This window comes from Plantibacter sp. MPB07, from assembly GCF_046619465.1.
GTDB classification, from domain to species: Bacteria; Actinomycetota; Actinomycetes; order Actinomycetales; family Microbacteriaceae; genus Plantibacter; species Plantibacter auratus.
The window spans coordinates 129,457-154,077 of sequence record NZ_CP177043.1 but is presented as its reverse complement, the minus strand read 5'-3'; the positions used below and the strand labels follow the sequence as shown (position 1 = coordinate 154,077).

Sequence of the window (24,621 nt, the reverse complement as noted above, 5' to 3'; positions counted from 1 at the left end):
CCTAGCGAGCGTCCGCACGGCTGGCAGGAGGTCACTTCGGTGTCGCACGCTGCGTCGTCTGGCTATCCGTCAGAGGACGCTCCACAGCATCCGCGTCCGTCACGCCCGAAGGTACCGGTGCCGGATCGAAGAATGCGATCGCCGGGCGCGCCGCTGTGCAATCGAGCCCTGGCACCACGATGATCGCGCTGATCCGTAACGCACCATCTGTCGGCGCCAATCGGTACTCGATACCGCTCCAGTCCGTCGCAGCCGGGTCCTCGGTTGGACGAGACCCACTGGCCGTCCTCCACTCATCCAGGACACAACCACGGACACGCCAACCGTCGCCATCGGGGACGACCTCGGACGGCTCGAACGGCACCGGGCCCGGGGCCAGCAGAGTCGTCTCGCCATCGTCCAGGCTCGCCACGGCGGTGCGCCACAGCGTCGAACGCACGTCATACTCGACGCTCGCCACCAGCTCCGGGAGCCTGAAGTCGTTGCGATTACTCGCAACGGCCATTGCGGCCAGACCGGCGCGGGTGGCGACGACGGCGGCGTCGCCTTCGAGTGGCCCGGTCGGTTCGCCATCGGGCCAGATGACCTCAGGGAACGGCTGCGGAGCCGGCTCGGTCTGCGGCGTACACCCTGCGATCATGAGCACGATAGCGAGCCCGGAGACGGCCAGTGCCATGCGGCGGGCGGTGCCGGCCACTGTGAATTGCGCGATCACCCGTCCGCCGAATCATTCTCGTCTTGAGCGTTCATCGCTCCTGCGCGGTACGCGCGAGCCAAGGAGTCGAACGTCGACCCACCACGCTGCTCATCGAGGGTCTCGAGCAGATCGTCGAGATGGTCGTCGTACCACGCTTGCAGCTCCGGCCCGTCAAGGCCGGACGGGTCCGGCACACCGGCGAGCGGGCCATCAGGCGTGTCGTGCTCGAGCTGCCAGACGAACTGCGCGGTCTGGAGCCGCACCGCATCGAGACTCGCGTCCTCGGACGAAGCCAGATCCTCAACCAACGCATCGTGCGTGTTCCCGAACCCACCCTCGAGGCTGTCGCCGCCCCAGCCGATGAGTTCGCCGACGGCATAGCCCTGCGCCGTGTCGATGACCTGCCCGGCGACTCCGCCGACGACGGTCCCGAGTCCTGGAACGGGAATCATGCCGACGACGGTCTCCAGCCCGTCGATGGCGTCGGCGACCGCTTGATCATGCCGAGCCGCTTCGCCGAGCTGCTCGCCCTTCCCGGAGCCGTCGATCATCCCCTGCAGAACCGCGATCCGCTCAGCGGTCCCGTGCACGGACACATCGTCGAGCTGGCTCGCTGCACCGAGGAGTGCATCCTGGTACTGGGTCAGCACGGTTCCGAGTGCGGCATTGCCTGACGGATCACTTGCTGCGACCCCGAGGATGTCGGCAAGGAGCTCCACCGGCACATTCGCGTAGATGCCGGTCTCATCGCTGATCCCGAAGAAGCTGACTTCCTGGGTCGGCGGGTCCTGGCTGGTGTCTGCGAACAGCGGGGACTCGACAAATCCCGGCACCTGCGGCGCCAGTGCACGGACGATCGACACGGACGCGAGACTACTGACGTTCTCACCCTTGAACGAGTCGTTCTCGGAGAGCTGCTGCATGATCTTCTCGGTGAGGACCGCCGCATTGTTCCAAGCGGGCGAGGTCCCGTCGGTGGGAAGGCCCGTCGCGGCACCGGGGCCCCCGGTGGCGTACTGCGTGCCAGCCCACAGTCCGGCCGGGCCTGCGAACTCGTCATACGTGGACCAGTCCCGCTCCCCATACCAATAGTCGACTCGGGCATCACCAAGCGTGCCTTCTCCGGAAATGCTGTCGTCGGAGCCGTCAGTCAACCACTCGAGCGCCTCGTCGGGGTATTGCCCGAGGGTCTCCAGAACTCGGCCGGCGAGGTCCACGACGCGCAGTCCGGAGAGACCGGTCTGCTCCTCCTCGAGCAAGGCCAGCGTCGTGCCGCCGGGCATCGGGGAGCCGTCCTGCCAGATGTGGTAGTTCCCACGCTCCTCCTGGTCGATCATGTCGGCGAGCGCGAGCGTCGTGGTGACACCGATCGGGGCGTTCGCCGGATCGCCGAACAGGAAACCGATCGCCGCAGGGTCGCCGCCGACCCCCGTGCTGGCGTTCGCCATCATCTCCTCGGCGAAGTTCTGCCCTGTCAGCGGGGACCATCGTTCCGAGCCGACCGACAAGCCGCCACGCACGCTCTGCGCCAACGCGAGAGCCGCGGCAGCCGGGATGCTCCCATCCACCACCCCCCGGCCGAGCTCGTCGATGAGGCTGACGACGTTCTCGCCGCCCATGGCGAGGTTCATCTGGGCCATGACCTGCGGGTTCTTGCCGTACAAGTCGTAGAGCGTCTGCAGGTTCGAGACGTCGGCCTCGGAGTAGTCGCCGGAGGCGATCTGGTTCCCGAGCTCCGCCATGGCCTGCGCGACGGCCGTCGGCGTCAGCGAGCCGGAGTCGGTGATGCCTATCGCTGCGAGTGCCTGGCGCTGCGCCTCCCACGCGCTCGCGTTCGGCGGGGTCAGCGCGAGGACCAGGGTGCTGTCGGCCAGGGTGCGCTCATCGGCCAAGCCTTCGAGCGCGCTGCGGGCCAGCGTGAGATCGCCCATCGCCGCCTGTTCCTGGAGCTGGCGGTGCTGCGCCTGCTCCGGAGTCGGGCCACCTGCGGGGTCCGCGTACTGGCGGTTGATGACCTGGTTCGACTCGAACATGGTCTGCTTCACCGACGCGGCACGTGTGGCGATTCCGGACACGGTCTCGGAGTACGCGCCGATGGCCGTCCGAGCTGCGCTCAGGGCGGTGGTGACCGCATCGATCGTGGCCACCGGAGTGTCGAGGGAGGCCGTCCAGGTGGCCGGCGCGTCTCCGCTCCAGACCTCCGCGGTCATGCCCGCCTGCGAGTTGGTCGTCACCGTGCGAGCCTCGCCGAGCGTCGTCTCCACCGTCTGCAGGCCGGTCGCGGCCGTTCCGAGCGATCCGGCGTCGAACAGTCCCGGGTCTTCCCTCGTCCAGTTACCCATCAGCTGGCTCCTTCATCAAGCAATGCCTCGGTCTCCTGCCACGTGGCTGCGGCGTCCCTGGCGATCTGCGCGGCGTTCGTGATCTGACCCGACGCGAGCATGGTCTGCACCGTCGCCCACATGGCGAAGCTCTCGGCGGCACCAGAGACACTCGAGCTGGAGCTGCCACTCAGGTCGACGGCAACCTCGGTCGGAAGGCTGTATCCGCTCGTCTCCAGTCCGGACGCGATCGTCCGAATGGCTTCGACGTCGACGAAGAGCTGATCCCCGGCCATAGTTCCCCTTGGGTCGTCACGGAACCGGCGACCGTCTGACAGTCACCGACAGCAGGTTTCGCCCCGCCGGCCACCAGCGTATCCGAGAGCACGGGGCGCGACGATGGGGAGCGCTCCCCATGCCCGACGGCGTTCTCAGCCGACCACGACGCGGATCGGGAACTCCCCGATCCCGATCGTCGAACCGGCTTCGACGACGTAGGCCTCGCCTGGCTGGCACACGGTGACGGCGCCGGACGCGTCCGTGATCGTCGTGCCGTTCGTGGAGTGCAGGTCCGTCACGCGGAGCGACCGCCGACCGGGTACGACGACCGTGTGCGTCTTCGAGACGGACATGCGCGGGTCGACGAGTGAGCGCAGCTCGGCGTCGGGCTGTTCCGGACGCGCCGCAGGGTTGCGGCCGAGCAGGATCGGCCCGCGGAGCGGGATCCGCTCGCCGTCGGGCAGCTCGAGCGCGAAGTCCCCCGCTCGCAGCGACGCTGAGACGACGGTGGCACCGAGATCCGCTCCCGGTGTCGGGACGACGGTGTCCGCTGCTGGCCGGACCGGTCCCGGCACGTTCGGCTCAGGCGCACCCGGGGATACCGGCGCACCGGCGAACAGTCCCGGCGGAACAGTGATCTGCAGCTCCGGCGGGACCGAGGACGTCGATGTGGCCGGAGCGCGCGTCTGAGCGGGTGCGACCGGTGGCTCACGGAACTGCGGCTCAGGAGCGGGTGGCTCGACGACGAGCGGCGTCGGTTCAGGCGCGGACCCCCCGGGAGCCCACATCGGTTCGGGAGCCGGAGCTGCGGTCCCCGGGGCCCCAGGGACCGGAGTCTCGGGCACGCCACGTTCGGGAGCCGTCACCTGGGCAGCCGGAGCCTCGAAGACCGGAGCCGGCTCGGCGGACGTCGGGGTCGATACGGCAGGGGACGGTGTCGACACATCGGCCGTCGCCGGAGCCCAGCCCGGGGCGACCGACCCGTCCGTGACCGGGACGTGTGCGGATGCACCCGTAGGAGACACTTCTGCGCTGCCCGGCGCCGCTGCTGGACGCGGAGCGAGGACGGTCCGAGCGCCGTGCACCCGCAGGGTGGCGGAGGCGTCGGGGTCGGACTCGGTCACCAGCTCGGCGAGCGCGCGCAGGAAGCTCAGGAACGGCTCCTGCCCGAGCAGCGAGCGCTGACGCCGACGCTTCTGGACGCCGTGCTGCATGATGAACGTCGCGGCGGCCGTTCCCCGTGCGGACGGGGCGGTCGTGATCGCGAATGCGAGCAGCGGAGCCGGATCGTCGACCGAGACGACCCGCAGGCGGATGTCCGCGCTCGTCCCACCGTCGATCGCGACGTAATGCCTGGTCTGCTGCGCATCCTCACCGGAGGCGGCGACCGCACGTTGGACGAGCGCGACGACGTCGTCAGCGGTCCCCGCGAGGTCGAGATCCAGACCGGTGTCGGTCAGGTCGGGTGATCTCATCGGTGGTTCCTCCCCAAGCGCCGTCGGCCGACGACGGCAACGGATCGATTATCGCCTACGCCGTCGCCCTCGTGGGGAGGGTCGAGCAGCGCACCGCGCGGGCGGGCCCGGGGTGGACGTCGCATCGGCTCACCGCGCGTCGTGCTCCCACGGCCAGCGCGGGGTCGGACGCCGCCCGGTCGACGACGTGGCGACGGCGGCGGCCGCGAGGACGATGACGAGCGCCAGCACACCGACGGTGACCGAGAACGGCCCGGTCAGTGTCGTCACGGCGAAGGCGGCGGCGTCCGCTCCGTCCCGGCTGGCGATCGCGTCGAACACGCCGCCGCTCACGCCGTACGCGAGCCAGGCGAGGAGCCCTGCGAGGACCGCGGAGCCAACCGAGACGCGCAGCGGGGTGCGGCGCGTCTCACGGATGATCCCCCAGAGGACCACGATCGTGGCGACCACGACCATGAGCGGACCGGTCAGTGGGCCGGCGTCCGGGTCGGTCACGACGTCGAGGTCTGCCAGCAAGCTGATGAACCCGAAGGCGCAGACGACGAGTGCCACGTAGGTGACCGCTGCGAACGGGGCGATCCACCAGGGACCGCGTGCTCCGTCCGCATCACCGGTCATGCTCAGCGGGCGGTCGTCGGTCCGGCTTCGAGGACGCGCTCGTACTCGGCACGCGCCTCGAGGTTCGCCTCGCGCACCTTGCGGCCGCGGGCGGCGATCCAGCCACCGAACCAGACGGGGATCTCGCGGGCGACGACGAAGGCGAGGACCGGCCCGAAGGTGAAGGCGACTCCGGTGACCTCGGCGAGGATCTCGTCGATGCTGAGCGTCCAAGCGCGCTCCTGGATCAGGAACCCACCGACCCACGCGAGGAAGACGACCAGGCCGATGATGAAGCCACCGAGCACCCAGTGCACCCAGCCGGAGCGGTTCACGATGGTCGCGGTCACCGCCCAGGCCAGGAAGAAGCCTGCGGCGGCCATGAGGAACGGCCAGCTGGTGGCGATCTGGATGAGGTTCTCGACGAACGTACCGTCGCCTTCCAGCACCAGCTGGAGGCCCGCGACGGCCGCCGCGTAGAGGCCGGCGAAGATGATGGTGCCGAGAAGACCGATGAGGATGCCGAAGCCGCGGTTGCCGCGGACCTCCGGCTCGGAGGGTGCCTGGACGTACAGCGGGAAGGCCTGCTGCTGTTCGGTCTCGGCAGCGGTGGCGGTCTCGGTCGCGCCGGAGCGGGCGACCGGCTCGTAGGCCGCGGCGGGGTACGGGTGGGCACCGGTGTCGGCCTGCCGGGTGGTCGCCGTCGACGTCGGGGTGCCGGCGGTGTCGTCGTCATCGAAGTCGATGTTCGAGTACGCGCGCTGCGGCGTGTGCGGCTGGTACGGACGTGTCTCGCGCACCCCGGCGTCCGAGGCCGTGTCGGCGCGGTCTGCGACCCGACGGTCGTCGACGACCGGGTCCGCGCCGACGCCGTCCGCCGTGGTGATGGTGTCCTGCTGCACGGTGTCCTCGGAGAGGATGTCCCGCTCAGCCACGGGCCGCTCGGCCGCGGGCTGCTCGGACGCGGTCGTGGGACGCGCGGAGCCAGACGCGGTCTGGGCAGCCGCCGGAGTGCTCGGGTCGGTCGGCGATCCGGGCTCGGGGTTCTGGGTGCTCATCGCGTACTCCTTCGGCGGAAGCCAGTTCAGGAGCGCCCTCACGGCACTCCGCTCGCCACGGTAGCAAGCCGGGGCACGGATGCTCGGCAACCTCGCCGGGACTCGCTCACTCCCGTCGACCCGATTCAGGTCTGATTCATATCCGGAGGAAACGGTCTCCTCAGCTCCGCGCGGTTGAGTGGGAGTTCTAACAGACATCTGTCGGATCACTGCCGATCCCGCGACGCCGACCCCCCACGGCGCATCCCCCGGAAAGGCCCCATGCCCGAGCAACTCCCCCACGCCCGCCACGCCGACGCCCGTTCCCCGTTCGGTCGGCTCTCCGCTCGCTACCGCGCCCTCCCCCTGCGCGGGCGACGCGTGGTCGCCGGTACCGCTGCCGGAGCCGTCCTGCTCCTCGCCACCGCGGTCATCACCCCGATCGCGCTGCAGCAGTCCGACACGACCGCCTCCGCGCCGGCCGCGCAGGTGGTGGACGACACGACGTCCACGGTCCCGGCCTCCACGGTCAACGCCACGGCGGTCACCGCGATCTCCGCGACGACCGGTTCCGTCGCGGGTGGCAGCACCCTCACCGTGAGCGGTGTCGACGTGGACGGCGTGACCCGCGTCGTCTTCGGTGAGCAGGAGGCCCGGATCCTGTCGGCGACGAGCACCGAGGTGACCGTCGCGGTACCGGCAGCCACCGGCTTCTCCCCCGCGGACGTCGGTGTCGCCGTCTACGCGGACGAGCTCCGGGTCGACGGTGACGCGCTGAGCTACAGCTACGACATCACGAGCCCCGTCGACGCGCAGATGGCCTACGTGTTCACCCACTGGAACGACTACAACCTGGCTGAATACGGCTCACTGGTCGACACCGACTGCGCGAACTTCGCCAGCCAGAGTCTGCTGGAACGCGGGTGGACGATGGACGAGGACTGGTGGGCCGAAGGGACCGGCGATGACTTCGACTTCTCGAAGGCCTGGGTCAGCTCGACGTTCTTCATGAACTACGTCGAGGAGCACCCCGAGCTCGCCACCGCCCTGGACGACACCCAGCGGGATCAGGTCAAGGTCGGCGACATCGTGCAGTTCGACTGGGACAACAGCGGCGACCGCGACCACACGGGCATCGTGTCGAAGGTCGAGACCACGGACGCCGGAACCCAGGTGTACTACGCGGGGCACACCGACGACACCGACTACCGCACCGTGGACGAGGCGATCACCGTCATCCACCCCGGCGCCTCCGTCTACTACTGGAGCATCGCCTAGCCCGCCCGCTCGGATCACAACTCAGGACGTCATCGGCATGTCGGCCCCGCTCACACTCGTTCGAGCGGGACGCGCCGGACCCGTCCTGAACTGCGAACGGGACGCCGGGGTCAGGCGGGGAAGAGCGTGGAGACGATCGCCTGGGTCCAGCCGCTGATGTTCGTGTTCGACCAGCGCGTGGCGATCCAGGTACCGTCCCGCACGAAGTGACGTTCGCCGTACGTGCCGGCGTCCTCCGAGACCTCGGTGAAGCACATCGTTCCGCCGGTCTCCTCGGAGCAGGTGAAGCCAGCCTCGTTCATCCGCGCGATCACCGACGCCTGGGTCGCAGCGTCGATGGAGAGGAGATTGGTGGTGATGCCGACGTCGCCGCCACCGCTCGCCTTCACCAGGGCACAGTTCAGACGGTCGGTGTTCGACGAGATCACGGCCACGAGGGCGCTGTCGTTCGAACCGAAGAAGTCGGTGGCGAGTTCCGGCAGTGACCATTCCGGGTTCAAGGCGAGGAAGCCGTCTGCGGTCAGTGACTCGATGTATCCGGCGGGGAAGAGCTGGGTGCACTCGGTCGGACGCACCGGTGCGGCAGGGGTCTCAGCGGTGTCCGTCGTGGTCGGAGCAGGAGTGGAGCCGGCGGTCGCCGTCGCACTCGGTGTACGGGTCGAGTCGGCGGCGGGGGTGCCGCCCGGGCCGACGACCAGGAGCCCGATGACGACGATGAGCGCGATCGCCAGCACGCCGGCGAGCACGCTCAAGCCGATCACGACCGGATTGCGCTTCCGCTTGGGTGCCGGAGCGCCGTAGCGGACGTCTGGCTGCACCGGGGTCGCGTCCGGCTCCAGCGGCTGGAACTGGCCGGTGGGCTGCTCGGGCTGATCACTCATCGGACCAGCATGTCGTGCAGAGACCCGCCACACAACTCACCGATGCCCGATTCGTTCGCCCAGGAATGGGCGAACGAACGACGGAGGGCCCGTCCCGATCGAGAAACGATCGGGACGGGCCCTCCGGGTGAGTCGTTCAGCCCTAGTTGTAGTTACCGGGGGTGAAGTCGTCGGAGCTGAAGCTGTCGAAGTCGACGAAGCTCAGGTCGGACTCGTTGAACGCGCCGTCCTCACCGAAGATGCGGTTCGGGTAACGCTCCGCCTTCGCCTCCTCGGTCGCCTCGACCGTCACGTTGCGGTAGCGCGCCAGGCCGGTACCGGCCGGGATGAGCTTACCGATGATGACGTTCTCCTTGAGGCCGACCAGCGGGTCGCTCTTGCCTTCCATGGCGGCCTGCGTGAGGACACGCGTGGTCTCCTGGAAGGAAGCGGCCGACAGCCACGACTCGGTCGCGAGGGACGCCTTGGTGATACCCATGACCTCCTGGCGAGCCGATGCGGTGCGACGACCCTCCGACACGGCCGAGCGGTTGAGCTCGGCGTAGCGCAGGCGGTCGACGAGCTCGCCGGGCAGCAGGTCGGTGTCGCCGTGGTCGACGACGGTCACCTTCCGCAGCATCTGGCGCACGATGACCTCGATGTGCTTGTCGTGGATCGGGACACCCTGCGAGCGGTACACGCCCTGGACGCCACCGACGAGGTGCTTCTGGACCTCGCGGACGCCCTGCACGCGCAAGACCTCCTTGGGGTCGACCGCACCGACGTGGATCTTCTGACCGAGCTCGACGTGCTGTCCGTCCTCGACGAGGAGGACCGCACGCTTCAGCACCGGGTAGACGACCGGCTCGTCGCCGTTGTCGGGCGTCAGGATGACCTTACGAGCCTTGTCGTTCTCGTCGATCGTGATGCGACCGGCGGCCTCGGCGATCGGGGTCGCACCCTTGGGGGTACGAGCCTCGAACAGCTCCTGCACGCGGGGCAGACCCTGCGTGATGTCGTCCGCCGATGCCGAACCACCCGTGTGGAAGGTACGCATCGTCAGCTGGGTACCGGGCTCACCGATCGACTGGGCCGCGATGATGCCGACGGCCTCGCCGATGTCGACGAGCTTGCCCGTGGCGAGCGAGCGGCCGTAGCAGGCTGCACACACACCGACGGTCGACTCGCAGGTCAGGACCGAGCGCACCTTGATGTTCTCGACACCCGCGGAGACGAGCTTGTCGATGAGCACGTCACCGACGTCCTCGCCGGCCTCGGCGACGACCTCACCCTTCGGGTTGACCGCGGCAGCGGCCAGCGAACGGGCGAACACGGAGTTCTCCACGTTCGGGTCGCGCACGAGCTCACCCGAGCTGTCGGCGTTCGCGATCGCGAGCTCGAGACCCTTGGTCGTGCCGCAGTCGTCTTCGCGGATGATGACATCCTGCGAGACGTCGACGAGACGACGCGTGAGGTATCCCGAGTCGGCGGTACGGAGCGCCGTGTCGGCCAGACCCTTACGAGCACCGTGGGTCGCGATGAAGTACTCCGCGACCGACAGGCCCTCACGGTAGGAGGAGATGATCGGGCGAGGGATGATCTCACCCTTCGGGTTGTTCACCAGGCCTCGCATACCCGCGATGTTGCGGATCTGCAGCCAGTTACCACGAGCACCCGACGACACCATGCGGTTGATGGTGTTGTCCGCCGGGAAGTTCGCGCGCATGGCCTCGGCGACCTTCTCGGTGGCCTCCGTCCAGATCTTGATGAGCTCCTGACGACGCTCGGCATCCGTGGTCAGACCCTTGTCGAACTGGCTCTGGACCTTGGCGGCCTGCTTCTCGTAGCCCTGCACGATCTCGCGCTTGTTCGGCGGGGTCAGGACGTCGCTGAGCGCAACGGTCACACCGGAACGCGTCGCCCAGTGGAAACCGGCGTCCTTGATGTTGTCGAGCGTGGCGGCGACGACCGTCTTCGGGTACCGCTCCGCGAGGTCGTTGACGATCGAGGACAGCTTGCCCTTGTCCGCCACGTCTTCCACGTAGGGGTAGTCCGCCGGCAGCGCCTCGTTGAAGAGTGCGCGACCGAGGGTCGTCTCGACGAGTGCGACACCCGAGCCCTCGTAGCCCTCGGGACCCGTGCCCTCGGCGAACGTCACGTCGGTCAGACGGATGCGCACCTTGGCGTTGAGGTCGAGCGAGCCCTGGTCCTTCGCGAGGATGGCCTCGGCGACGGACGAGAAGGCACGGCCCTCACCCTCGACACCCTCCTTGAGGGTGGTCAGGTGGTGGAGGCCGATGATCATGTCCTGCGTGGGCAGGGTGACCGGGCGGCCGTCGGACGGCTTCAGGATGTTGTTCGACGCGAGCATCAGGATGCGCGCCTCGGCCTGGGCCTCGACGGAGAGCGGGAGGTGGACAGCCATCTGGTCACCGTCGAAGTCCGCGTTGAACGCGGCGCAGACGAGCGGGTGCAGCTGGATGGCCTTGCCCTCGACGAGCTGAGGCTCGAACGCCTGGATGCCGAGACGGTGCAGCGTTGGCGCACGGTTCAGCAGCACGGGACGCTCGCGGATGATCTCCTCCAGCACGTCCCAGACCTCGGGACGGCTGCGCTCGACCATGCGCTTCGCGGCCTTGATGTTCTGAGCGTGGCTCAGGTCGATCAGGCGCTTGATGACGAACGGCTTGAAGAGCTCCAGCGCCATCTGCTTGGGCAGACCACACTGGTGCAGCTTCAGCTGCGGGCCGACGATGATGACCGAACGGCCCGAGTAGTCGACGCGCTTGCCGAGCAGGTTCTGGCGGAATCGACCCTGCTTCCCCTTCAGCATGTCGCTGAGGGACTTCAGGGCACGGTTGCCGGTACCAGTGACGGGGCGACCACGACGACCGTTGTCGAACAGTGCGTCGACGGCCTCCTGCAGCATCCGCTTCTCGTTGTTGACGATGATCTCGGGAGCCCCGAGGTCGAGAAGACGACGCAGACGGTTGTTGCGGTTAATCACACGACGGTAGAGGTCGTTGAGGTCGGAGGTCGCGAAGCGGCCACCGTCGAGCTGCACCATCGGGCGGAGCTCCGGCGGGATGACCGGGACCACGTCGAGGACCATCGCGGCCGGCGAGTTGCCGGTGATGAGGAACGAGTTGACCACGCGCAGACGCTTGATGGCGCGGATCTTCTTCTGACCCTTGCCCTCCGCGATCTGGTGGTGGAGCAGCTCGGACTCGGCCGCGAGGTCGAAGGACAGCAGGCGCTTCTTGACCGCCTCGGCACCCATGTAGGCCTCGAAGTACAGGCCGAAGCGATCCTGCAGCTCGTGGAACACGGAGTCCTCGGGCTTGAGGTCGCCGACCTTGAGGTTGCGGAAGTCCTCCCAGACGCGCTCGAGGTGAGCGATCTGCTCGTCGTAGGACTTGCGGGTCTGGCTCATCTCCTTCTCAGCGGCGTCCTTGGTGCGACGCTTCTGCTCGCTCTTGGCGCCTTCCTCCTCGAGGGCGACGAGGTCGTCCTCGAGCTTCTTCAGGCGGTCTGCGATGCGCGAGTCGCGCTGGTCGCCGAGCGTCTTGATCTCGAGACGGAGCTCGTTCTCAAGGCCGGGCATGTCCTGGTGACGTGCGTCCTCGTCCACATCGATGACCATGTAGGCCGCGAAGTAGATGACCTTCTCGAGGTCCTTGGGCGCCATGTCCAGCAGGTAGCCGAGGCGCGAGGGGACACCCTTGAAGTACCAGATGTGCGTGACCGGGGCGGCGAGTTCGATGTGGCCCATGCGCTCACGGCGCACCGACGACTTCGTGACCTCGACACCGCAGCGCTCGCACACGATGCCCTTGAAGCGGACCCGCTTGTACTTGCCGCAGGCGCACTCCCAGTCGCGGGAAGGACCGAAGATCTGCTCACCGAACAGACCGTCCTTCTCGGGCTTGAGGGTGCGGTAGTTGATGGTCTCGGGCTTCTTGACCTCTCCGTGCGACCAGGCACGGATGTCGTCTGCGGTGGCCAGACCAATGCGAAGCTCGTCAAAAGTTGTGACGTCGAGCAATGTATCTCCTATGAAAGGTTTCGTCAGTCTCTACAGTGGTCAGGCTTAGATCTCGTCGATGGACGACGACTCGAACCTGGAGGAAATGTTGATCCCGAGCTCCTCGGCGGCGCGGAACGCGTCGTCGTCGGTGTCGCGCAGGCTCACCGCAGTGCCGTCGGCCGAGAGGACCTCGACGTTCAAGCACAGCGACTGCATCTCCTTGATGAGCACCTTGAAGCTCTCGGGGATACCCGGCTCCTGGATGTTCTCGCCCTTGACGATGGCCTCGTACACCTTGACGCGGCCGAGGATGTCGTCGGACTTGATGGTCAGGAGCTCCTGGAGCGCGTACGCGGCTCCATAGGCCTCGAGGGCCCAGACCTCCATCTCACCGAAGCGCTGTCCACCGAACTGAGCCTTACCACCGAGCGGCTGCTGCGTGATCATCGAGTACGGACCCGTCGAACGCGCGTGGATCTTGTCGTCCACGAGGTGGTGCAGCTTGAGGATGTACATGTAGCCGACCGAGACCGGCGCCGGGAACGGCTCGCCGGAGCGGCCGTCGAACAGACGGGCCTTTCCGGAGGAACCGATGAGGCGGTCGCCGTCGCGGGTGACGTTGGTCGAGTCGAGCAGACCGGCGATCTCCTCCTCGGAGGCGCCGTCGAACACCGGGGTCGCGACCTTGGTGTTCGGCTCGGCCGAGTGCGCGGCAGCCGGGAGCTTCTTGGCCCAGCTGGGCTTGCCCTCGACGTTCCAGCCCTGCTTCGCGATCCACCCCAGGTGGATCTCGAGGACCTGACCGAAGTTCATTCGACCGGGGATACCGAGCGGGTTGAGGATGACGTCGACCGGCGTACCGTCCTCGAGGAACGGCATGTCCTCGACGGGCAGGATCTTCGCGATGACACCCTTGTTGCCGTGACGGCCGGCGAGCTTGTCGCCCTCGGTGATCTTGCGCTTCTGGGCGATGTAGACGACCACACGCTGGTTGACGCCCGAGCCGAGCTCGTCGTCGCCGTCCTGTGCGTCGAACACCTTGACGGCGATGATCGTGCCGGCTTCACCGTGGGGAACCTTCAGCGAGGTGTCGCGGACTTCGCGGCTCTTCTCGTTGAAGATGGCGCGGAGCAGGCGCTCCTCGGCGGAGAGCTCGGTCTCACCCTTCGGCGTGACCTTGCCGACGAGGATGTCGCCGGGGCGGACCTCGGCACCGATGCGGATGATGCCGCGCTCGTCGAGGTCCTTGAGCAGCTCCGGGCTGACGTTCGGGAGATCACGGGTGATCTCCTCCTTGCCGAGCTTGGTGTCGCGGGCGTCGACCTCGTACTCCTCGATGTGGATCGAGGAGAGGACGTCGTCCTTCACCAGGTTCTGGCTGAGGATGATCGCGTCCTCGAAGTTGTGACCCTCCCACGTCATGAAGGCGACGAGGAGGTTCTTGCCGAGCGCGAGCTCGCCGTTCTCCGTGGCGGGGCCGTCGGCGATGACCTCGCCGGCCTCGATGCGTGCACCCTCGGAGACGATGACGCGGTTGTTGTAGCTCGTGCCCTGGTTGGAGCGGTCGAACTTGCGCAGGTAGTAGGTCTGCGTGCCACCCTCGTCGAGCTGGATGGTGACGGACTCGGCCGACACCTCCTGGACGACGCCGGCCTTGTCGGCGGTGACGACGTCACCCGCGTCGATGGCTGCGTAGCCCTCCATACCGGTACCGACGAGCGGCGAGTCCGACATGAGGAGCGGTACGGCCTGACGCTGCATGTTGGCACCCATGAGTGCGCGGTTCGCGTCGTCGTGCTCGAGGAACGGGATGAGGGAGGTCGCGACCGACACCATCTGGCGCGGGGAGACGTCCATGTAGCCGATCTCCTCGGACGGGATGAGGTCGACCTCGCCGCCCTTCTTCCGGGCGAGGACGCGGTCCTCCTGGAAGTGGCCGTCGCTCTTCAGCGGAGCGTTGGCCTGCGCGACGATGTAGTTGTCCTCTTCCATCGCGGTCAGGTAGTCGATGTCTTCGGTGACCCGGCCGTCGACGACGCGACGGTACGGGGTCTCGATGAAACCGAACGAGTTGATCCGCGCGAACGATGCGAGCGAACCGATCAGGCCGATGTTCGGGCCTTCCGGAGTCTCGATCGGGCACATGCGGCCGTAGTGCGACGGGTGGACGTCTCGCACCTCGACGCCTGCACGCTCACGCGACAGACCACCGGGGCCGAGCGCCGAGAGGCGACGCTTGTGGGTCAGGCCCGCGAGCGGGTTGTTCTGGTCCATGAACTGCGACAGCTGCGAGGTCCCGAAGAACTCCTTGATCGCGGCGACGACGGGGCGCACGTTGATCAGGGTCTGCGGCGTGATCGCCTCGATGTCCTGCGTGGTCATGCGCTCGCGGACGACGCGCTCCATGCGGGACAGACCGGTGCGGACCTGGTTCTGGATGAGCTCGCCGACGGCGCGGATGCGACGGTTGCCGAAGTTGTCGATGTCGTCCGTGTCGAGACGGAGGTCGACGGGCTTGCCGTTGCGGACACCCGGGAGGGTGGCCGTGCCGCGGTGCAGGGCGACGAGGTACTTGATCGTGGCGACGATGTCGTCGGTCGTCAGGACGGAGTCGCTGAGCGGCTTGTCGAGACCGAGCTTGTTGTTGATCTTGTACCGGCCGACCTTCGCGAGGTCGTAGCGCTTCGAGTTGAAGTAGAAGTTGTCGAGGAGCGCACGCGCGGCCTCGGCTGCGACCTGCTCGCCCGGACGGAGCTTGCGGTAGATGTCGCGGAGCGCGTCCTCCTTGGTGAGGATCGTGTCCTTCTCGAGGGTGAGCTCGATCGACTCGTAGCCCTTGAACTCCTCGAGGATCTCCTCGCTCGTCATGCCGAGCGCCTTGAGGAACACGGTGACGGACTGCTTGCGCTTGCGGTCGATGCGGACACCGACCTGGTCGCGCTTGTCGATCTCGAACTCGAGCCAGGCACCGCGGCTCGGGATGACGCGAGCGGAGAAGATGTCCTTGTCGGAGGTCTTCTCCTGAGCCGACTCGAAGTACACGCCCGGGCTGCGGACGAGCTGCGAGACGACGACACGCTCGGTGCCGTTGATGATGAAGGTACCGCGCTCGGTCATGAGCGGGAAGTCGCCCATGAAGACCGTCTGGGTCTTGATCTCACCGGTGAGGTGGTTCATGAACTCGGCCTCGACGTAGAGCGGGGCCGCGTAGGTCTTGCCGCGTTCCTTGCACTCGTCGATGGAGTACTTCTCGGGCTCGAGGTACGGGTTGGCGAAGGAGAGCTGCATCGTCTCGCCGAGGTCCTCGATGGGCGAGATCTCCTCGAAGATCTCGTCGAGGCCGCTCTTCGTGGGCAGGTCCTGTCGGCCGGCCTGGGTGGCTTCTTCGACGCGTGCCTTCCACACGTCGTTGCCGACCAGCCAGTCGAAGCTCTCGGTCTGCAGAGCCAGGAGGTCTGGAACCGTGAGCGTGTCGGTGATCTTCGCGAACGAGAGGCGGGATGCTCCGCGGCCGTTCTTGGGTGAGTTGGTGGTTGCGTTGCGCGCAGCAGCCAAGGGGATAACCTCCGGAGGCCTGTTGGGGGCCGAGTTACTGGTCGTCAGTGGAGTTACTCACCAGAAAGGAACATGTGGCGGGTTGGACCCGCACACCAGCCGACCGCAATATGAAGGCATAGAGATTCTGGGAGCGCAAAGAACAACTATATGCCGGAATCTGCGGCGTGTCTACTCTTTCCTTGACGAGTTTTCGACTTTCCGGTATAACCGCCGCGTCGCCCCCGGTGTTCCCGTCAACCCGCGCCGAACCGCAGGCGCTGACCGGGCCGGAGTTGCGCCAGGAGGTCGCGGTCCGCGGCGCGCACGACCGCGATGACCGGATACCCGCCGGTGACGGGGTGGTCGGCCGACAGGATCGTCGGCAGACCGCTCGGCGGCACCTGGACCGCCCCGGCGACCATGCCCTCGCTCGGCAGTTCACGACCGGGATCGAGTCGCTCGAGCGGCGTCCCGTCGAGGCGCATCCCGATGCGGTCGGCGTCGGCCGTCACGCTCCACGACTGCTCGACGAGACGCTGCAGGGAGGCGGCGTCGAACCAGTCCCGGCGGGGTCCGGGCGAGACCCGTATGAGCCGCTCCCCGGCGTCGGGCCGCGTCCACGGGGCGATGTCGAGCGGAGGGATGCGGCGGCGCGGGGTGGGGAGGACGACGAGTCGATCGCCGCCGACGACCGGTGCCGGGCCGAGGCCGGACAGGGTGTCGGTCGACCGCGAGCCGAGGAGCTGCGGGCCGTCGAAGCCGCCTCGGACGGCGAGGACGTACCGGAGCCCGTGGGTCGCAGCGCCGAGTTCGAGCCGGGAGCCGGCCGCCACGCGGACGGCGTGGTGTCCGTCGACCGCTCGGCCGTCCACGGTGATCGCACCCCACGCGCCGGTCACGGCGATCCAGAGGTCGACGTCGGGGACGGCCACGAACGGGCCCAGGACGACCTCGAGCGCCGCACGGCCCTCGGGGTTGCCGACGAGACGGTTGGCGAGGCGCAGGGCACCGCGGTCGAGCGCGCCGGACGGGCTCACCCCGAGGGCCGCGGCACCCGGTCGACCCAGGTCCTGCACGGTGGTCGCCGGTCCAGCAGCCTCCACGAGCAGCGTTCCGCCCATCACGCGCGGACCTGTGCGAACCGAACCCGACCGCCGGGGACGAGGAGGGCTGGTGGATCCGCTGCGTCGTCCCACAGCACGGCGTCCGTCGTCCCGATGATGCGCCACCCGCCCGGGGAGGCTCGCGGGTAGACGCCGCTGAACGTCCCGGCGAGCGCCACCGAACCGGCGGGGACGGTCGTCCGGGGCACGCTCAGGCGCGGGATCTCGAGCGGCGGGCCGATCGTCTCGTCCTCCCGCTCCGGCACGAGGTAGGCGAACCCCGGCGCGAAGCCGCTGAAGGCGACGGTCCATGCTCGAGCGGTGTGCCAGGCGATGAGACCGTCGGCGTCCATGCCGAGCAGCGCCGCGGTCTCGGCGAGGTCCTGGCCGTCGTAGCGGACGTGGATGACGGTGTCCGACCGTCTCCGCGCCTCGTCGACAGCGCCGGTCGAGCCTCCCGAGCCGGGTGCGAGCGCCCGTTCCGCGGTGGCGAGCAACCAGGCCCCCACCGCGGCGAGCGCCGGGCCCCGCACGTCCGTCACGGCGAGCACGGTCCGGGCGGCCGGGACGAGGTCGACCAGCCCCGCCGGGCGCGAGGCGGCCAGAGCCCGGTGCACGAGCAGGACCTCCTCGAGCGATGCGAGTTCGAGGAGCACGGCCTCCTCCCCCATCGCTCGGAGCACGGGTCCGGTGGAGGTGTCCGCGGTCACCACGGCGCGACCAGTTCGACGCCGGCGTCCAGCAGGGCGGCCCTGACCGCCGTGGCGAGCGACACGGCCCCCGGGGTGTCGCCGTGCACGCAGAGCGAGACCGCGTCGAGTTCGACGTCGGCACCGTCGACGCTGCTGATGCGTCGGTCGAGGACGAGGGAGACGGCCCGGCGGACGGCCGCCGTCTCATCGGTCAGCAGCGCCCCGGGCGCGTCGCGCGGGACGAGCGAACCATCGGAGCGGTAGCCGCGGTCGATGAAGGCCTCCGCGACGAAGCGGAGTCCGGCGGCGAGGAGCTCCTGTTCGATCACGGAGCCGGGCATCCCGAGGACGGGAAGTGGTCGCCCGAGCTCGTCGGAGGCCGTGACCACCGCCCGGACGACCGCCCGCGCCTGGACCCGGTCGTGTGCGACCCGGTTGTAGAGGGCACCGTGCGGCTTCACGTAGGCGAGCCGTGCGCCGACCCCGTCGGCCTCGCCGACCTCGCCGACCTCGTCGACCGCTCGCTGCAGGGCGCGGAGCTGCTCCAGGACCTCGGCCTCGAGCACCTCGGCCGGTACGTCCTGGTCGCGGCGCCCGAAGCCCGCCTCATCCCGGTAGGACGGATGGGCGCCCAGCGACACCCCGTGGGCCGTCGAGCGGCGGACGGCGTCGCGCATGGACGCGTCGTCCCCGGCGTGGAAGCCGCAAGCGACGTTCGCGCTCGTGATCAGGGCGAACATGGCGTCGTCGTCGGCGGTCGGGACACCGCGCCAGACCTCGCCGAGGTCGCTGTTGAGGTCCACCTGCGCCACGGCCGTACCCCTTCCGCTCCGCCTCCCGCCACTGCGGGAAAGTCTAGGGTGGGGGTATGGACGAGGCACAGGTACGACTCGGCGTCAGCGGATACCTGGCCAGGATCGAGGCCGACCGCTTCGTGCCGGGCACCTATCAGCTGGTGGTCGACGGCACGCCGCAGTCGCACGTCAACCTCGATCAGCCCGAGGAGCTCTTCTTCGAGTACATCCAGCGGATCGGTCACATCATCGACGAGATCGCCGACCCCGGTCAGCCGATCACGGCGGTGCACCTCGGTGCCGGCGCGCTCACCCTCCCCCGCTACGTGGAGGCGACGAGGCCGGGCTCGCGGCAGCAGGTCGTCGAACTCGAGCGCGAACTCATCGATCTCGTGCGCGAGCACCTCCCCTGGTCGAAGCGCGCCCAGATCCGCGTCCGATACGGCGACGCCCGCGAGATCGTCGCGAAGCTGCCGCCAGGCCTGCGGGGCACTGTCGACCTCGTGGTCGTCGACATCTTCAGCGGCGCCAACACGCCGGCCCATGTCACGAGCACGGAGTTCTACGCCTCGGCGGTCGAGCTGCTGTCGCCGACCGGCGTCATCGTCGTGAACGTCGCCGACGGCCGCGGACTGGCGTTCGCCCGCGGACAGGCCGCGACGCTCGCCGACTCCGTGTCGCACGTCGCCGCCCTCGCGGAGACGCAGATCCTCAAAGGCCGCCGCTTCGGCAACGTCGTCCTCGTCGGTTCGAACACCGCCCTCCCACTCGACTTCCTGCCGAGGCTCCTCGCGGCCGGACCCCACCCCGCCAAGGCGGTGGCGGGCGCCGAGCTGCGCGCCTTCATCGCGGGGGCACAGGTCGTCACGGACACGACCGCCGTCCCCTCCCCGAACCCCGCCCAGGGCATCTTCCAGACGAAGGGCTGACCATGGCCACCACGCAGACGCCGCGACGACGGGGCCTGCGTGCGCCCGCCTCGCTCGCCACCCTGCTCGCCGCCACCGCCCTGGCGCTCGTGGCCTGCACCGACGGGGAGCCACGATCACCGGGTACGGCCTCCCTCTCGCCCTCCCCCGCGCCGAGCGCGTCCGCGTCGACGCCCGCATCCGCGGTCCCCACCGGACCGGTCGCCCCGACCGGTGAGGCCTCCACGGTCGTCGGCGGCCTCGACGCGCCCTGGTCGATGGTCCGACTCGCCTCGGGCAGTACGCTGGTGAGCCAGCGCGACGCGGGCGACGTCCTCGAGGTCGTCAGCGGCGGCGCGGTGCGGCAGGTCGGTGTGGTCCCCGGGGTGGCCGCGGGAGGCGAGGGCGGGCTGCTCGGGCTCGCCGTCCTCACGCCGGCGGGATCGGAGCCCGCGGGAACCTGGCTCTACGCCTACCTGACGACGTCGTCCGACAACCGCATCGTGCGGTTCCCGCTCACGGGAGCGGCCGGGTCGTACGCGCTGGGCGGCGTCGAGGAGGTCCTCGTCGGCATCCCCCGGGCCGGGAACCACAACGGCGGACGCATCGCGTTCGGACCGGACGGCATGCTCTACGCCACCGCGGGTGACGCCGGTGACCGCAGCCTGGCTCAGGACGTGGACAGCCTCGGCGGGAAGATCCTGCGGCTCACACCCGACGGTGCGGTGCCAGGTGACAACCCGTTCCCGGGGTCGCCCGTCTACTCCCTCGGTCATCGCAACCCGCAGGGCATCGCGTGGGATCACGACGGCGGCCTGTGGGCGAGCGAGTTCGGGCAGAACACCTGGGACGAGCTCAACCGGATCACCCCCGGCGGCAACTACGGCTGGCCGGTCGCCGAGGGCGTCGCCGGAGCCCAGGGCATGATCGACCCGGTCGCGCAGTGGGCCACGGAGGACGCGAGCCCGAGCGGTCTCGCGATCATCGACGACACGATCTTCATGGCCTCGCTCCGCGGCGAGCGCCTGTACGGCATCACCGACGGCGTGCACGTGCCGGCGGGGAGCAGCGCGCTCGTGGGCGTGATCGACGCGGTGCCCTACCTCGTCGGCGAGTTCGGACGGATCCGCGACGTCGTGGCCGGCCCGCCGGGGACCGCCTGGATCCTCACGAACAACACCGACGGCCGCGGTTCGCCCGGGTCCCAGGACGACCGGATCGTCGAACTCCCCCTCGCCCCGCTCGCGGCCCGCTGAGGACTCACCGCCACACCTGTGGGTCATCCCGCTCCTGCGGTCCGGTGTCGGTCGCCGGGAGTACCATCCAGGCATGGCAGAACTCAGTCGGGTCACGGCGTGGGCACAGGCGCTCATCGTGCTGCACCTCGACCCGACGGTCTGGACCTTCGGCTTCGACAACGCCAAGCGACGCGCCGGCCTGTGCAACTTCACGACGAAGCGGATCACCGTCTCGCGCTATCTCGCGGCACGCTACGACGACGACGAGATCCACCAGATCCTGCTCCACGAGGTCGCGCACGCCCTCGCCGGCGCGCGCGCCGGGCACGGACCCAAGTGGCGCAAGGTCGCCGAGGAGATCGGCTACGAGGGCTCGCGGCTCCACGAGGGCCAGACGGCCGACGAACTCGCCCCGTGGGTCGGCACCTGCCCCTCGGGCCATGTCCTCTACCGGCACCGGCGCCCGAGCCGGGCGACCTCCTGCGGCAAGTGCTCGCGCTCGTGGGACGAACGCTTCCTCCTCAGCTGGGTGCACCGGGAGGTCACGCCGGCCATGCGGCGTCGGGCGGCCGCGTTCGACGGCTCCACCTCGCCTGAGCCAGGCATCGGGTCATGACCGGCGGCGCGGTTCCCGCCGGCAGCTGGATCGCACTCCTGCGCGGGGTCAACGTCGGCGGCGTCACGATCCGCTCCGCCGACCTCGCCGAGGTGTTCCGGTCGGCCGGGTTCTCGGGAGTCCGCACCGTCCTCGCGAGCGGCAACGTCGTCTTCGACGACCCCGAGCACCAGCCTGGCGAGACCGCGGACGATGCACGTGGTGCGCTGAAACGGCGCATCGAGCGGTCGCTCGCGGAGGCCTTCGGCTACGAGGCGTGGATCGTGCTCACGCATCAGCGCGCACTCACCGACGTCATCGAGGCCTACCCTTGGCCGGAGGCCGAGCAGGTCCAGCCGTACGTCATGTTCTCCTCCGAGCAGGGCTCACTCGACGCCCTGCTCGCGTTCTCGACGGAGACCGGGGAGCAGCCCGACCGCGTCGCATCCGGCGACGGCGTCCTCTACTGGGAGGTTCCGAAGGGGTCGAGCACCGACACCGCCTTCGCGAAGGAGTCCTCGAAGGCCCGGTTCAAGCCGCACGTCACCACGCGCAACCTGCGGACGCTGCGCAAGCTCATCTGAGCAGGCTGTTCCGCGGCACCGGCGCAAGCCCCTGCGAGGTGCTCCACGGTGGCGTACGCTGAATTGATCAGCCAGCTGCACAATTCTGGAGGCATGCGTCATGACCGGCACCGATTCACCCACCACCGCGGACCGCGTCCGGCAGATCGCCGTCGCCGTCAGCGCGGTCCTCGCAATCATCGGCTCCTACATCGGGTCGGGAGCAGCCGGGGGGACGCAGGTCCAGAACGCGGCGAACGGCGCGTTGAGCGCCTCGTCGACGCCGATCGCACCGGACGGGCCCGCGTTCTCCATCTGGAGCGTCATCTACCTCGGGCTCGTCGCCTACGCGGTCTGGCAGTTCCTGCCCTCGCAGACGACCCGTGAGCGCCACCGTCGTCTCGGCTACTGGGTCGTGGCGAGCCTGCTGCTGAACGCGGCGTGGATCCTCGTGGTGCAGGCGGGCTTCCTGATCCTGAGCGTGTTCGTGATCATCGCCCTCCTCGGTGTCCTGGCCCGCATCTTCGTGATCGTGCTCCGGACCAAGCCGTCCAGCGTGGTCGACGCGATCATCACGGACGGCACGATGGGCCTCTACCTCGGGTGGGTGTGTGTCGCGACGGCGGCGAACATCACCGCTGCGCTCGTCGGATCCGGGATCGGGAGCGCGGACGGTCCGGCCGCCGGTGTCTGGGCGATCATCGTCCTCGCGGTCGCCGGCGCGGTCGGGATCCTGCTCGCAGTCGTCGGCCGTGGACGGATCGCCCCCATGCTGTCGCTCTGCTGGGGGCTCGCGTGGGTGGCCGTGGGCCGCTTCACCGGCGAACTGCTGTCGACCGAAGCCGGGGTCACGGCGCTGATCGTCGCGGTCGTGGTGGCCGTCGTCACCGTGGCCGTCCGCGTCTCGCGGGGACGCGACCGAGCGGCGCTCGTCGGCGCCTGACGCTCCGCACGCTCCACGGCCGCGGCGCTACTCGCCGGTGCGTCCGTCGAGCTGTTCGCGGAGGACGTCGATGTGCCCGAGGTGCCGGGCCGTCTCCTCGATCATGTGGAGCTCGATCCACCGCAGCGTGAACCGCTGGTCGTTGCCGAGGCAGACATCGTCGAGCTGATACCGCGACGCCACCTCGCGGGACTCCGCACAGGCCGCCTCGTAGTCGGCGATGATCTCGGCCAGGCTGTCGTCGGCCGTGACGCGCCATTCGCCGTCCGGGTCCTCGTCGGTCCACCGCGCCGGGACGTCCGACTGCCCGTCCATGTCCTCTCTGAACCAGCTGCGCTCGACATCGGCGAGGTGTCGGATGATGCCCGAGACGGTCGTGATGCTCGGCAACAGTCGCTTGGCCGCGAGCTCGTCGGTGAGTCCGCGTGCCTTCCAGACGATGCTCGCGCGCTGCAGATCGAGGAAGCCCTCGATCGTCTCGCGCTCGCCACCGCGCTCAGGCGGCTGCGGGCGGTCGCCCCAGTCGGCCATCAGTCGACGACCTCGACCTCGTTCCCGAAGGCGACGTAGCCGGAGAAGTCCTTGCCGACGCGGTCGAACGCGGTCGGATACGGGGTCGGGTACGACCAGGCCACATCGGGCTTGACCTCGCCGCCGTCGGTGATGCCCCAGTACTGGGCGTCGCCCTTCCACGGGCAGTGGTACTGGGTGTCGGTCTCGACGAAGCGCTCGCGGTTGAGGCTCGACGGCGGGAAGTACCAGTTGCCCTCGATCTTGATGAGCTCCGATTCGGGGGCTTCGGCGAGGACGGTGGTTCCGAGGAGTGCGCGCATGCGCTGAGACTACGCCCGGAACACGGCTCCGTCCAGGACCGGGACGACGCTTGACACGTCGACCTCGCGTGCCGCCTGGACGTGCTGTGTGGCACCCGCCTGCGCGAGCTGCTGGGCGGTGGCGGACGCGGACAGCAGGTGCCCGACGCCGTTGCGCAGGCCCTCGTACGCGGCGGCAGCGGCGGCGGCCTCCGGTGAGGTGAAGTCGATACCGCGGAGTCCCAGCGCCTCGATCACGGCACCGGCCCCGAAGAAGTCCTCGACGGCGAACCGGGTCTCGGCCGTGTCGTCGAGTTCACCGACCGCGATGACGACGATGCTCGTACGCCGTCCGAGCTCGGCCTGCTTCGCGATGATCCAGTCCGCGACCGCCGACCGGTTGCGCAGGCACCCGGCGACGACCGTCGCGCCCGCGTCGGCGAGGAGCGTGGCGATCTGCGCCGTCTCACCGCGGTCGTCCAGCTCGGCGACGGCGACGGCCTCCCCGCCGCTCACGCGCTGCTCCACGGAGGTCGTCGCGTGGAGCACGTCCACGACGACCGCGACGTCCGCCGCCTCGACCCGCCCGGCTCCTGCGACGCCCCAGTCGAACCTGACCTGGTACTTGGTCTGGGCGAACGGCGGGTGGACGGGCGGCGGTGTGGCGGCTGCGGTACTCACCCGTTCATCGTATCCAGGTGCACCCACCCACCCCACGACTGTTGCGTCCGAAGACCTCCGTGGGGGGCGCCAGCGCGGTGCGCTGACGCGAGCGCGGGTCATCGGACGTGAGCGCGGGCCTCCGGAGGGGCGCGCTCACGCGCCAGACCCGCGGTGACGCCAGCGCACCGCGCTGGCGCACGGG

21 protein-coding genes are annotated in these 24,621 nt (G+C 69.1%); 6 read left to right on the top strand and 15 right to left on the bottom strand.

Going from position 1 to position 24,621, the window contains the following annotated elements; all coding sequences use genetic code 11:
• Positions 1-31 precede the first annotated feature (31 nt).
• The 6 genes from ACLIME_RS00705 to ACLIME_RS00680 all read right to left on the bottom strand — a co-directional run bounded on the left by ACLIME_RS00705 (position 32) and on the right by ACLIME_RS00680 (position 6,427).
• A complete protein-coding gene (locus ACLIME_RS00705; RefSeq protein WP_411557987.1) occupies positions 32-715 on the bottom strand; it encodes a hypothetical protein in 684 nt (227 codons plus the stop codon).
• The gene (locus ACLIME_RS00700; protein ID WP_411557986.1) at positions 712-3,039 is read right to left on the bottom strand and encodes a hypothetical protein; all 2,328 of its coding nucleotides are present in this window, start codon (positions 3,037-3,039) and stop codon (positions 712-714) included. Before ACLIME_RS00700 ends, ACLIME_RS00705 begins: the two co-directional genes overlap by 4 nt.
• Positions 3,039-3,314, bottom strand: coding sequence for a hypothetical protein (locus ACLIME_RS00695; protein ID WP_079705244.1), 276 nt, complete (start codon positions 3,312-3,314; stop codon positions 3,039-3,041). The genes ACLIME_RS00700 and ACLIME_RS00695 overlap by 1 nt, the downstream gene beginning before the upstream one ends.
• A 135-nt stretch (positions 3,315-3,449) precedes the next feature.
• Positions 3,450-4,772, bottom strand: coding sequence for an FHA domain-containing protein (locus tag ACLIME_RS00690; protein ID WP_411557985.1), 1,323 nt, complete (start codon positions 4,770-4,772; stop codon positions 3,450-3,452).
• Between the two features lie 129 nt (positions 4,773-4,901).
• Positions 4,902-5,390 carry a DUF6121 family protein gene (locus ACLIME_RS00685; protein ID WP_411557984.1) on the bottom strand — a complete coding sequence of 163 codons (489 nt, stop codon included), beginning with the start codon at positions 5,388-5,390 and terminating at the stop codon, positions 4,902-4,904.
• 2 nt (positions 5,391-5,392) lie between these two features.
• The gene (locus ACLIME_RS00680; protein ID WP_411557983.1) at positions 5,393-6,427 is read right to left on the bottom strand and encodes a hypothetical protein; all 1,035 of its coding nucleotides are present in this window, start codon (positions 6,425-6,427) and stop codon (positions 5,393-5,395) included.
• 261 nt (positions 6,428-6,688) lie between these two features.
• Here ACLIME_RS00680 and ACLIME_RS00675 point away from each other — a divergent pair, with 261 nt between their 5' ends.
• Positions 6,689-7,684, top strand: coding sequence for an amidase domain-containing protein (locus ACLIME_RS00675; protein WP_411557982.1), 996 nt, complete (start codon positions 6,689-6,691; stop codon positions 7,682-7,684).
• Between the two features lie 110 nt (positions 7,685-7,794).
• Here ACLIME_RS00675 and ACLIME_RS00670 read toward each other — a convergent pair whose 3' ends face one another.
• The 6 genes from ACLIME_RS00670 to ACLIME_RS00645 all read right to left on the bottom strand — a co-directional run bounded on the left by ACLIME_RS00670 (position 7,795) and on the right by ACLIME_RS00645 (position 18,715).
• Positions 7,795-8,565: a hypothetical protein gene (locus tag ACLIME_RS00670; RefSeq protein WP_411557981.1), complete on the bottom strand. Its 771-nt coding sequence runs from the start codon at positions 8,563-8,565 to the stop codon at positions 7,795-7,797.
• 142 nt (positions 8,566-8,707) lie between these two features.
• Positions 8,708-12,589: a DNA-directed RNA polymerase subunit beta' gene (locus ACLIME_RS00665; RefSeq protein ID WP_079705238.1), complete on the bottom strand. Its 3,882-nt coding sequence runs from the start codon at positions 12,587-12,589 to the stop codon at positions 8,708-8,710.
• 45 nt (positions 12,590-12,634) lie between these two features.
• Positions 12,635-16,126, bottom strand: a complete 3,492-nt coding sequence (rpoB, locus tag ACLIME_RS00660) for a DNA-directed RNA polymerase subunit beta (protein WP_079705237.1) — start codon at positions 16,124-16,126, stop codon at positions 12,635-12,637.
• Positions 16,127-16,362: 236 nt separating this feature from the next.
• On the bottom strand, positions 16,363-17,229 hold the full coding sequence (locus ACLIME_RS00655) for a biotin-dependent carboxyltransferase family protein (RefSeq protein ID WP_411557980.1): 867 nt from the start codon (positions 17,227-17,229) through the stop codon (positions 16,363-16,365).
• Positions 17,229-17,924 carry a 5-oxoprolinase subunit B family protein gene (locus ACLIME_RS00650; RefSeq protein ID WP_411557979.1) on the bottom strand — a complete coding sequence of 232 codons (696 nt, stop codon included), beginning with the start codon at positions 17,922-17,924 and terminating at the stop codon, positions 17,229-17,231. Before ACLIME_RS00650 ends, ACLIME_RS00655 begins: the two co-directional genes overlap by 1 nt.
• Positions 17,918-18,715: a LamB/YcsF family protein gene (locus ACLIME_RS00645; RefSeq protein WP_411557978.1), complete on the bottom strand. Its 798-nt coding sequence runs from the start codon at positions 18,713-18,715 to the stop codon at positions 17,918-17,920. The genes ACLIME_RS00650 and ACLIME_RS00645 overlap by 7 nt, the downstream gene beginning before the upstream one ends.
• A gap of 56 nt (positions 18,716-18,771) precedes the next feature.
• On the opposite strand from ACLIME_RS00645, the gene ACLIME_RS00640 reads away from it, so the two are divergent.
• The 5 genes from ACLIME_RS00640 to ACLIME_RS00620 all read left to right on the top strand — a co-directional run bounded on the left by ACLIME_RS00640 (position 18,772) and on the right by ACLIME_RS00620 (position 22,944).
• Entirely contained in the window at positions 18,772-19,626 is an 855-nt protein-coding gene (locus ACLIME_RS00640; RefSeq protein WP_071259566.1) for a spermidine synthase, read from the top strand.
• 2 nt (positions 19,627-19,628) lie between these two features.
• Positions 19,629-20,861 carry a PQQ-dependent sugar dehydrogenase gene (locus tag ACLIME_RS00635; RefSeq protein ID WP_411557977.1) on the top strand — a complete coding sequence of 411 codons (1,233 nt, stop codon included), beginning with the start codon at positions 19,629-19,631 and terminating at the stop codon, positions 20,859-20,861.
• 73 nt (positions 20,862-20,934) lie between these two features.
• On the top strand, positions 20,935-21,459 hold the full coding sequence (locus tag ACLIME_RS00630; RefSeq protein ID WP_079705233.1) for a SprT-like domain-containing protein: 525 nt from the start codon (positions 20,935-20,937) through the stop codon (positions 21,457-21,459).
• Positions 21,456-22,022 (top strand): DUF1697 domain-containing protein, encoded by a 567-nt coding sequence (locus tag ACLIME_RS00625; protein WP_411557976.1) that lies wholly within the window; start codon positions 21,456-21,458, stop codon positions 22,020-22,022. The genes ACLIME_RS00630 and ACLIME_RS00625 overlap by 4 nt, the downstream gene beginning before the upstream one ends.
• A 100-nt stretch (positions 22,023-22,122) precedes the next feature.
• Complete coding sequence (locus ACLIME_RS00620) at positions 22,123-22,944, top strand: TspO/MBR family protein (protein WP_411557975.1); 822 nt, start codon at positions 22,123-22,125, stop codon at positions 22,942-22,944.
• A gap of 27 nt (positions 22,945-22,971) precedes the next feature.
• Here ACLIME_RS00620 and ACLIME_RS00615 read toward each other — a convergent pair whose 3' ends face one another.
• From ACLIME_RS00615 to ACLIME_RS00605, 3 genes are read right to left on the bottom strand one after another with little or no spacing between them, the layout of a single operon-like run.
• Complete coding sequence (locus ACLIME_RS00615) at positions 22,972-23,475, bottom strand: DinB family protein (RefSeq protein WP_411557974.1); 504 nt, start codon at positions 23,473-23,475, stop codon at positions 22,972-22,974.
• Complete coding sequence (locus ACLIME_RS00610) at positions 23,475-23,777, bottom strand: DUF427 domain-containing protein (protein ID WP_124768789.1); 303 nt, start codon at positions 23,775-23,777, stop codon at positions 23,475-23,477. The genes ACLIME_RS00615 and ACLIME_RS00610 overlap by 1 nt, the downstream gene beginning before the upstream one ends.
• Before the next feature lie 9 nt (positions 23,778-23,786).
• Positions 23,787-24,437: a 2-phosphosulfolactate phosphatase gene (locus ACLIME_RS00605; protein WP_411557973.1), complete on the bottom strand. Its 651-nt coding sequence runs from the start codon at positions 24,435-24,437 to the stop codon at positions 23,787-23,789.
• Positions 24,438-24,621: the final 184 nt, after the last annotated feature.

What these genes read in the sequence shown, in the direction of transcription:
- ACLIME_RS00675 (WP_411557982.1), top strand. Translation starts at nt 6,689, where the DNA reads ATGCCCGAGCAACTCCCCCACGCCCGCCACGCCGACGCCCGTTCCCCG.
- ACLIME_RS00670 (WP_411557981.1), bottom strand. Translation starts at nt 8,565, where the DNA reads ATGAGTGATCAGCCCGAGCAGCCCACCGGCCAGTTCCAGCCGCTGGAG.
- ACLIME_RS00630 (WP_079705233.1), top strand. Translation starts at nt 20,935, where the DNA reads ATGGCAGAACTCAGTCGGGTCACGGCGTGGGCACAGGCGCTCATCGTG.
- ACLIME_RS00685 (WP_411557984.1), bottom strand. Translation starts at nt 5,390, where the DNA reads ATGACCGGTGATGCGGACGGAGCACGCGGTCCCTGGTGGATCGCCCCG.
- ACLIME_RS00695 (WP_079705244.1), bottom strand. Translation starts at nt 3,314, where the DNA reads ATGGCCGGGGATCAGCTCTTCGTCGACGTCGAAGCCATTCGGACGATC.
- ACLIME_RS00610 (WP_124768789.1), bottom strand. Translation starts at nt 23,777, where the DNA reads ATGCGCGCACTCCTCGGAACCACCGTCCTCGCCGAAGCCCCCGAATCG.
- ACLIME_RS00680 (WP_411557983.1), bottom strand. Translation starts at nt 6,427, where the DNA reads ATGAGCACCCAGAACCCCGAGCCCGGATCGCCGACCGACCCGAGCACT.
- ACLIME_RS00625 (WP_411557976.1), top strand. Translation starts at nt 21,456, where the DNA reads ATGACCGGCGGCGCGGTTCCCGCCGGCAGCTGGATCGCACTCCTGCGC.
- ACLIME_RS00690 (WP_411557985.1), bottom strand. Translation starts at nt 4,772, where the DNA reads ATGAGATCACCCGACCTGACCGACACCGGTCTGGATCTCGACCTCGCG.
- ACLIME_RS00700 (WP_411557986.1), bottom strand. Translation starts at nt 3,039, where the DNA reads ATGGGTAACTGGACGAGGGAAGACCCGGGACTGTTCGACGCCGGATCG.
- ACLIME_RS00655 (WP_411557980.1), bottom strand. Translation starts at nt 17,229, where the DNA reads ATGGGCGGAACGCTGCTCGTGGAGGCTGCTGGACCGGCGACCACCGTG.
- ACLIME_RS00615 (WP_411557974.1), bottom strand. Translation starts at nt 23,475, where the DNA reads ATGGCCGACTGGGGCGACCGCCCGCAGCCGCCTGAGCGCGGTGGCGAG.
- ACLIME_RS00635 (WP_411557977.1), top strand. Translation starts at nt 19,629, where the DNA reads ATGGCCACCACGCAGACGCCGCGACGACGGGGCCTGCGTGCGCCCGCC.
- ACLIME_RS00620 (WP_411557975.1), top strand. Translation starts at nt 22,123, where the DNA reads ATGACCGGCACCGATTCACCCACCACCGCGGACCGCGTCCGGCAGATC.
- ACLIME_RS00640 (WP_071259566.1), top strand. Translation starts at nt 18,772, where the DNA reads ATGGACGAGGCACAGGTACGACTCGGCGTCAGCGGATACCTGGCCAGG.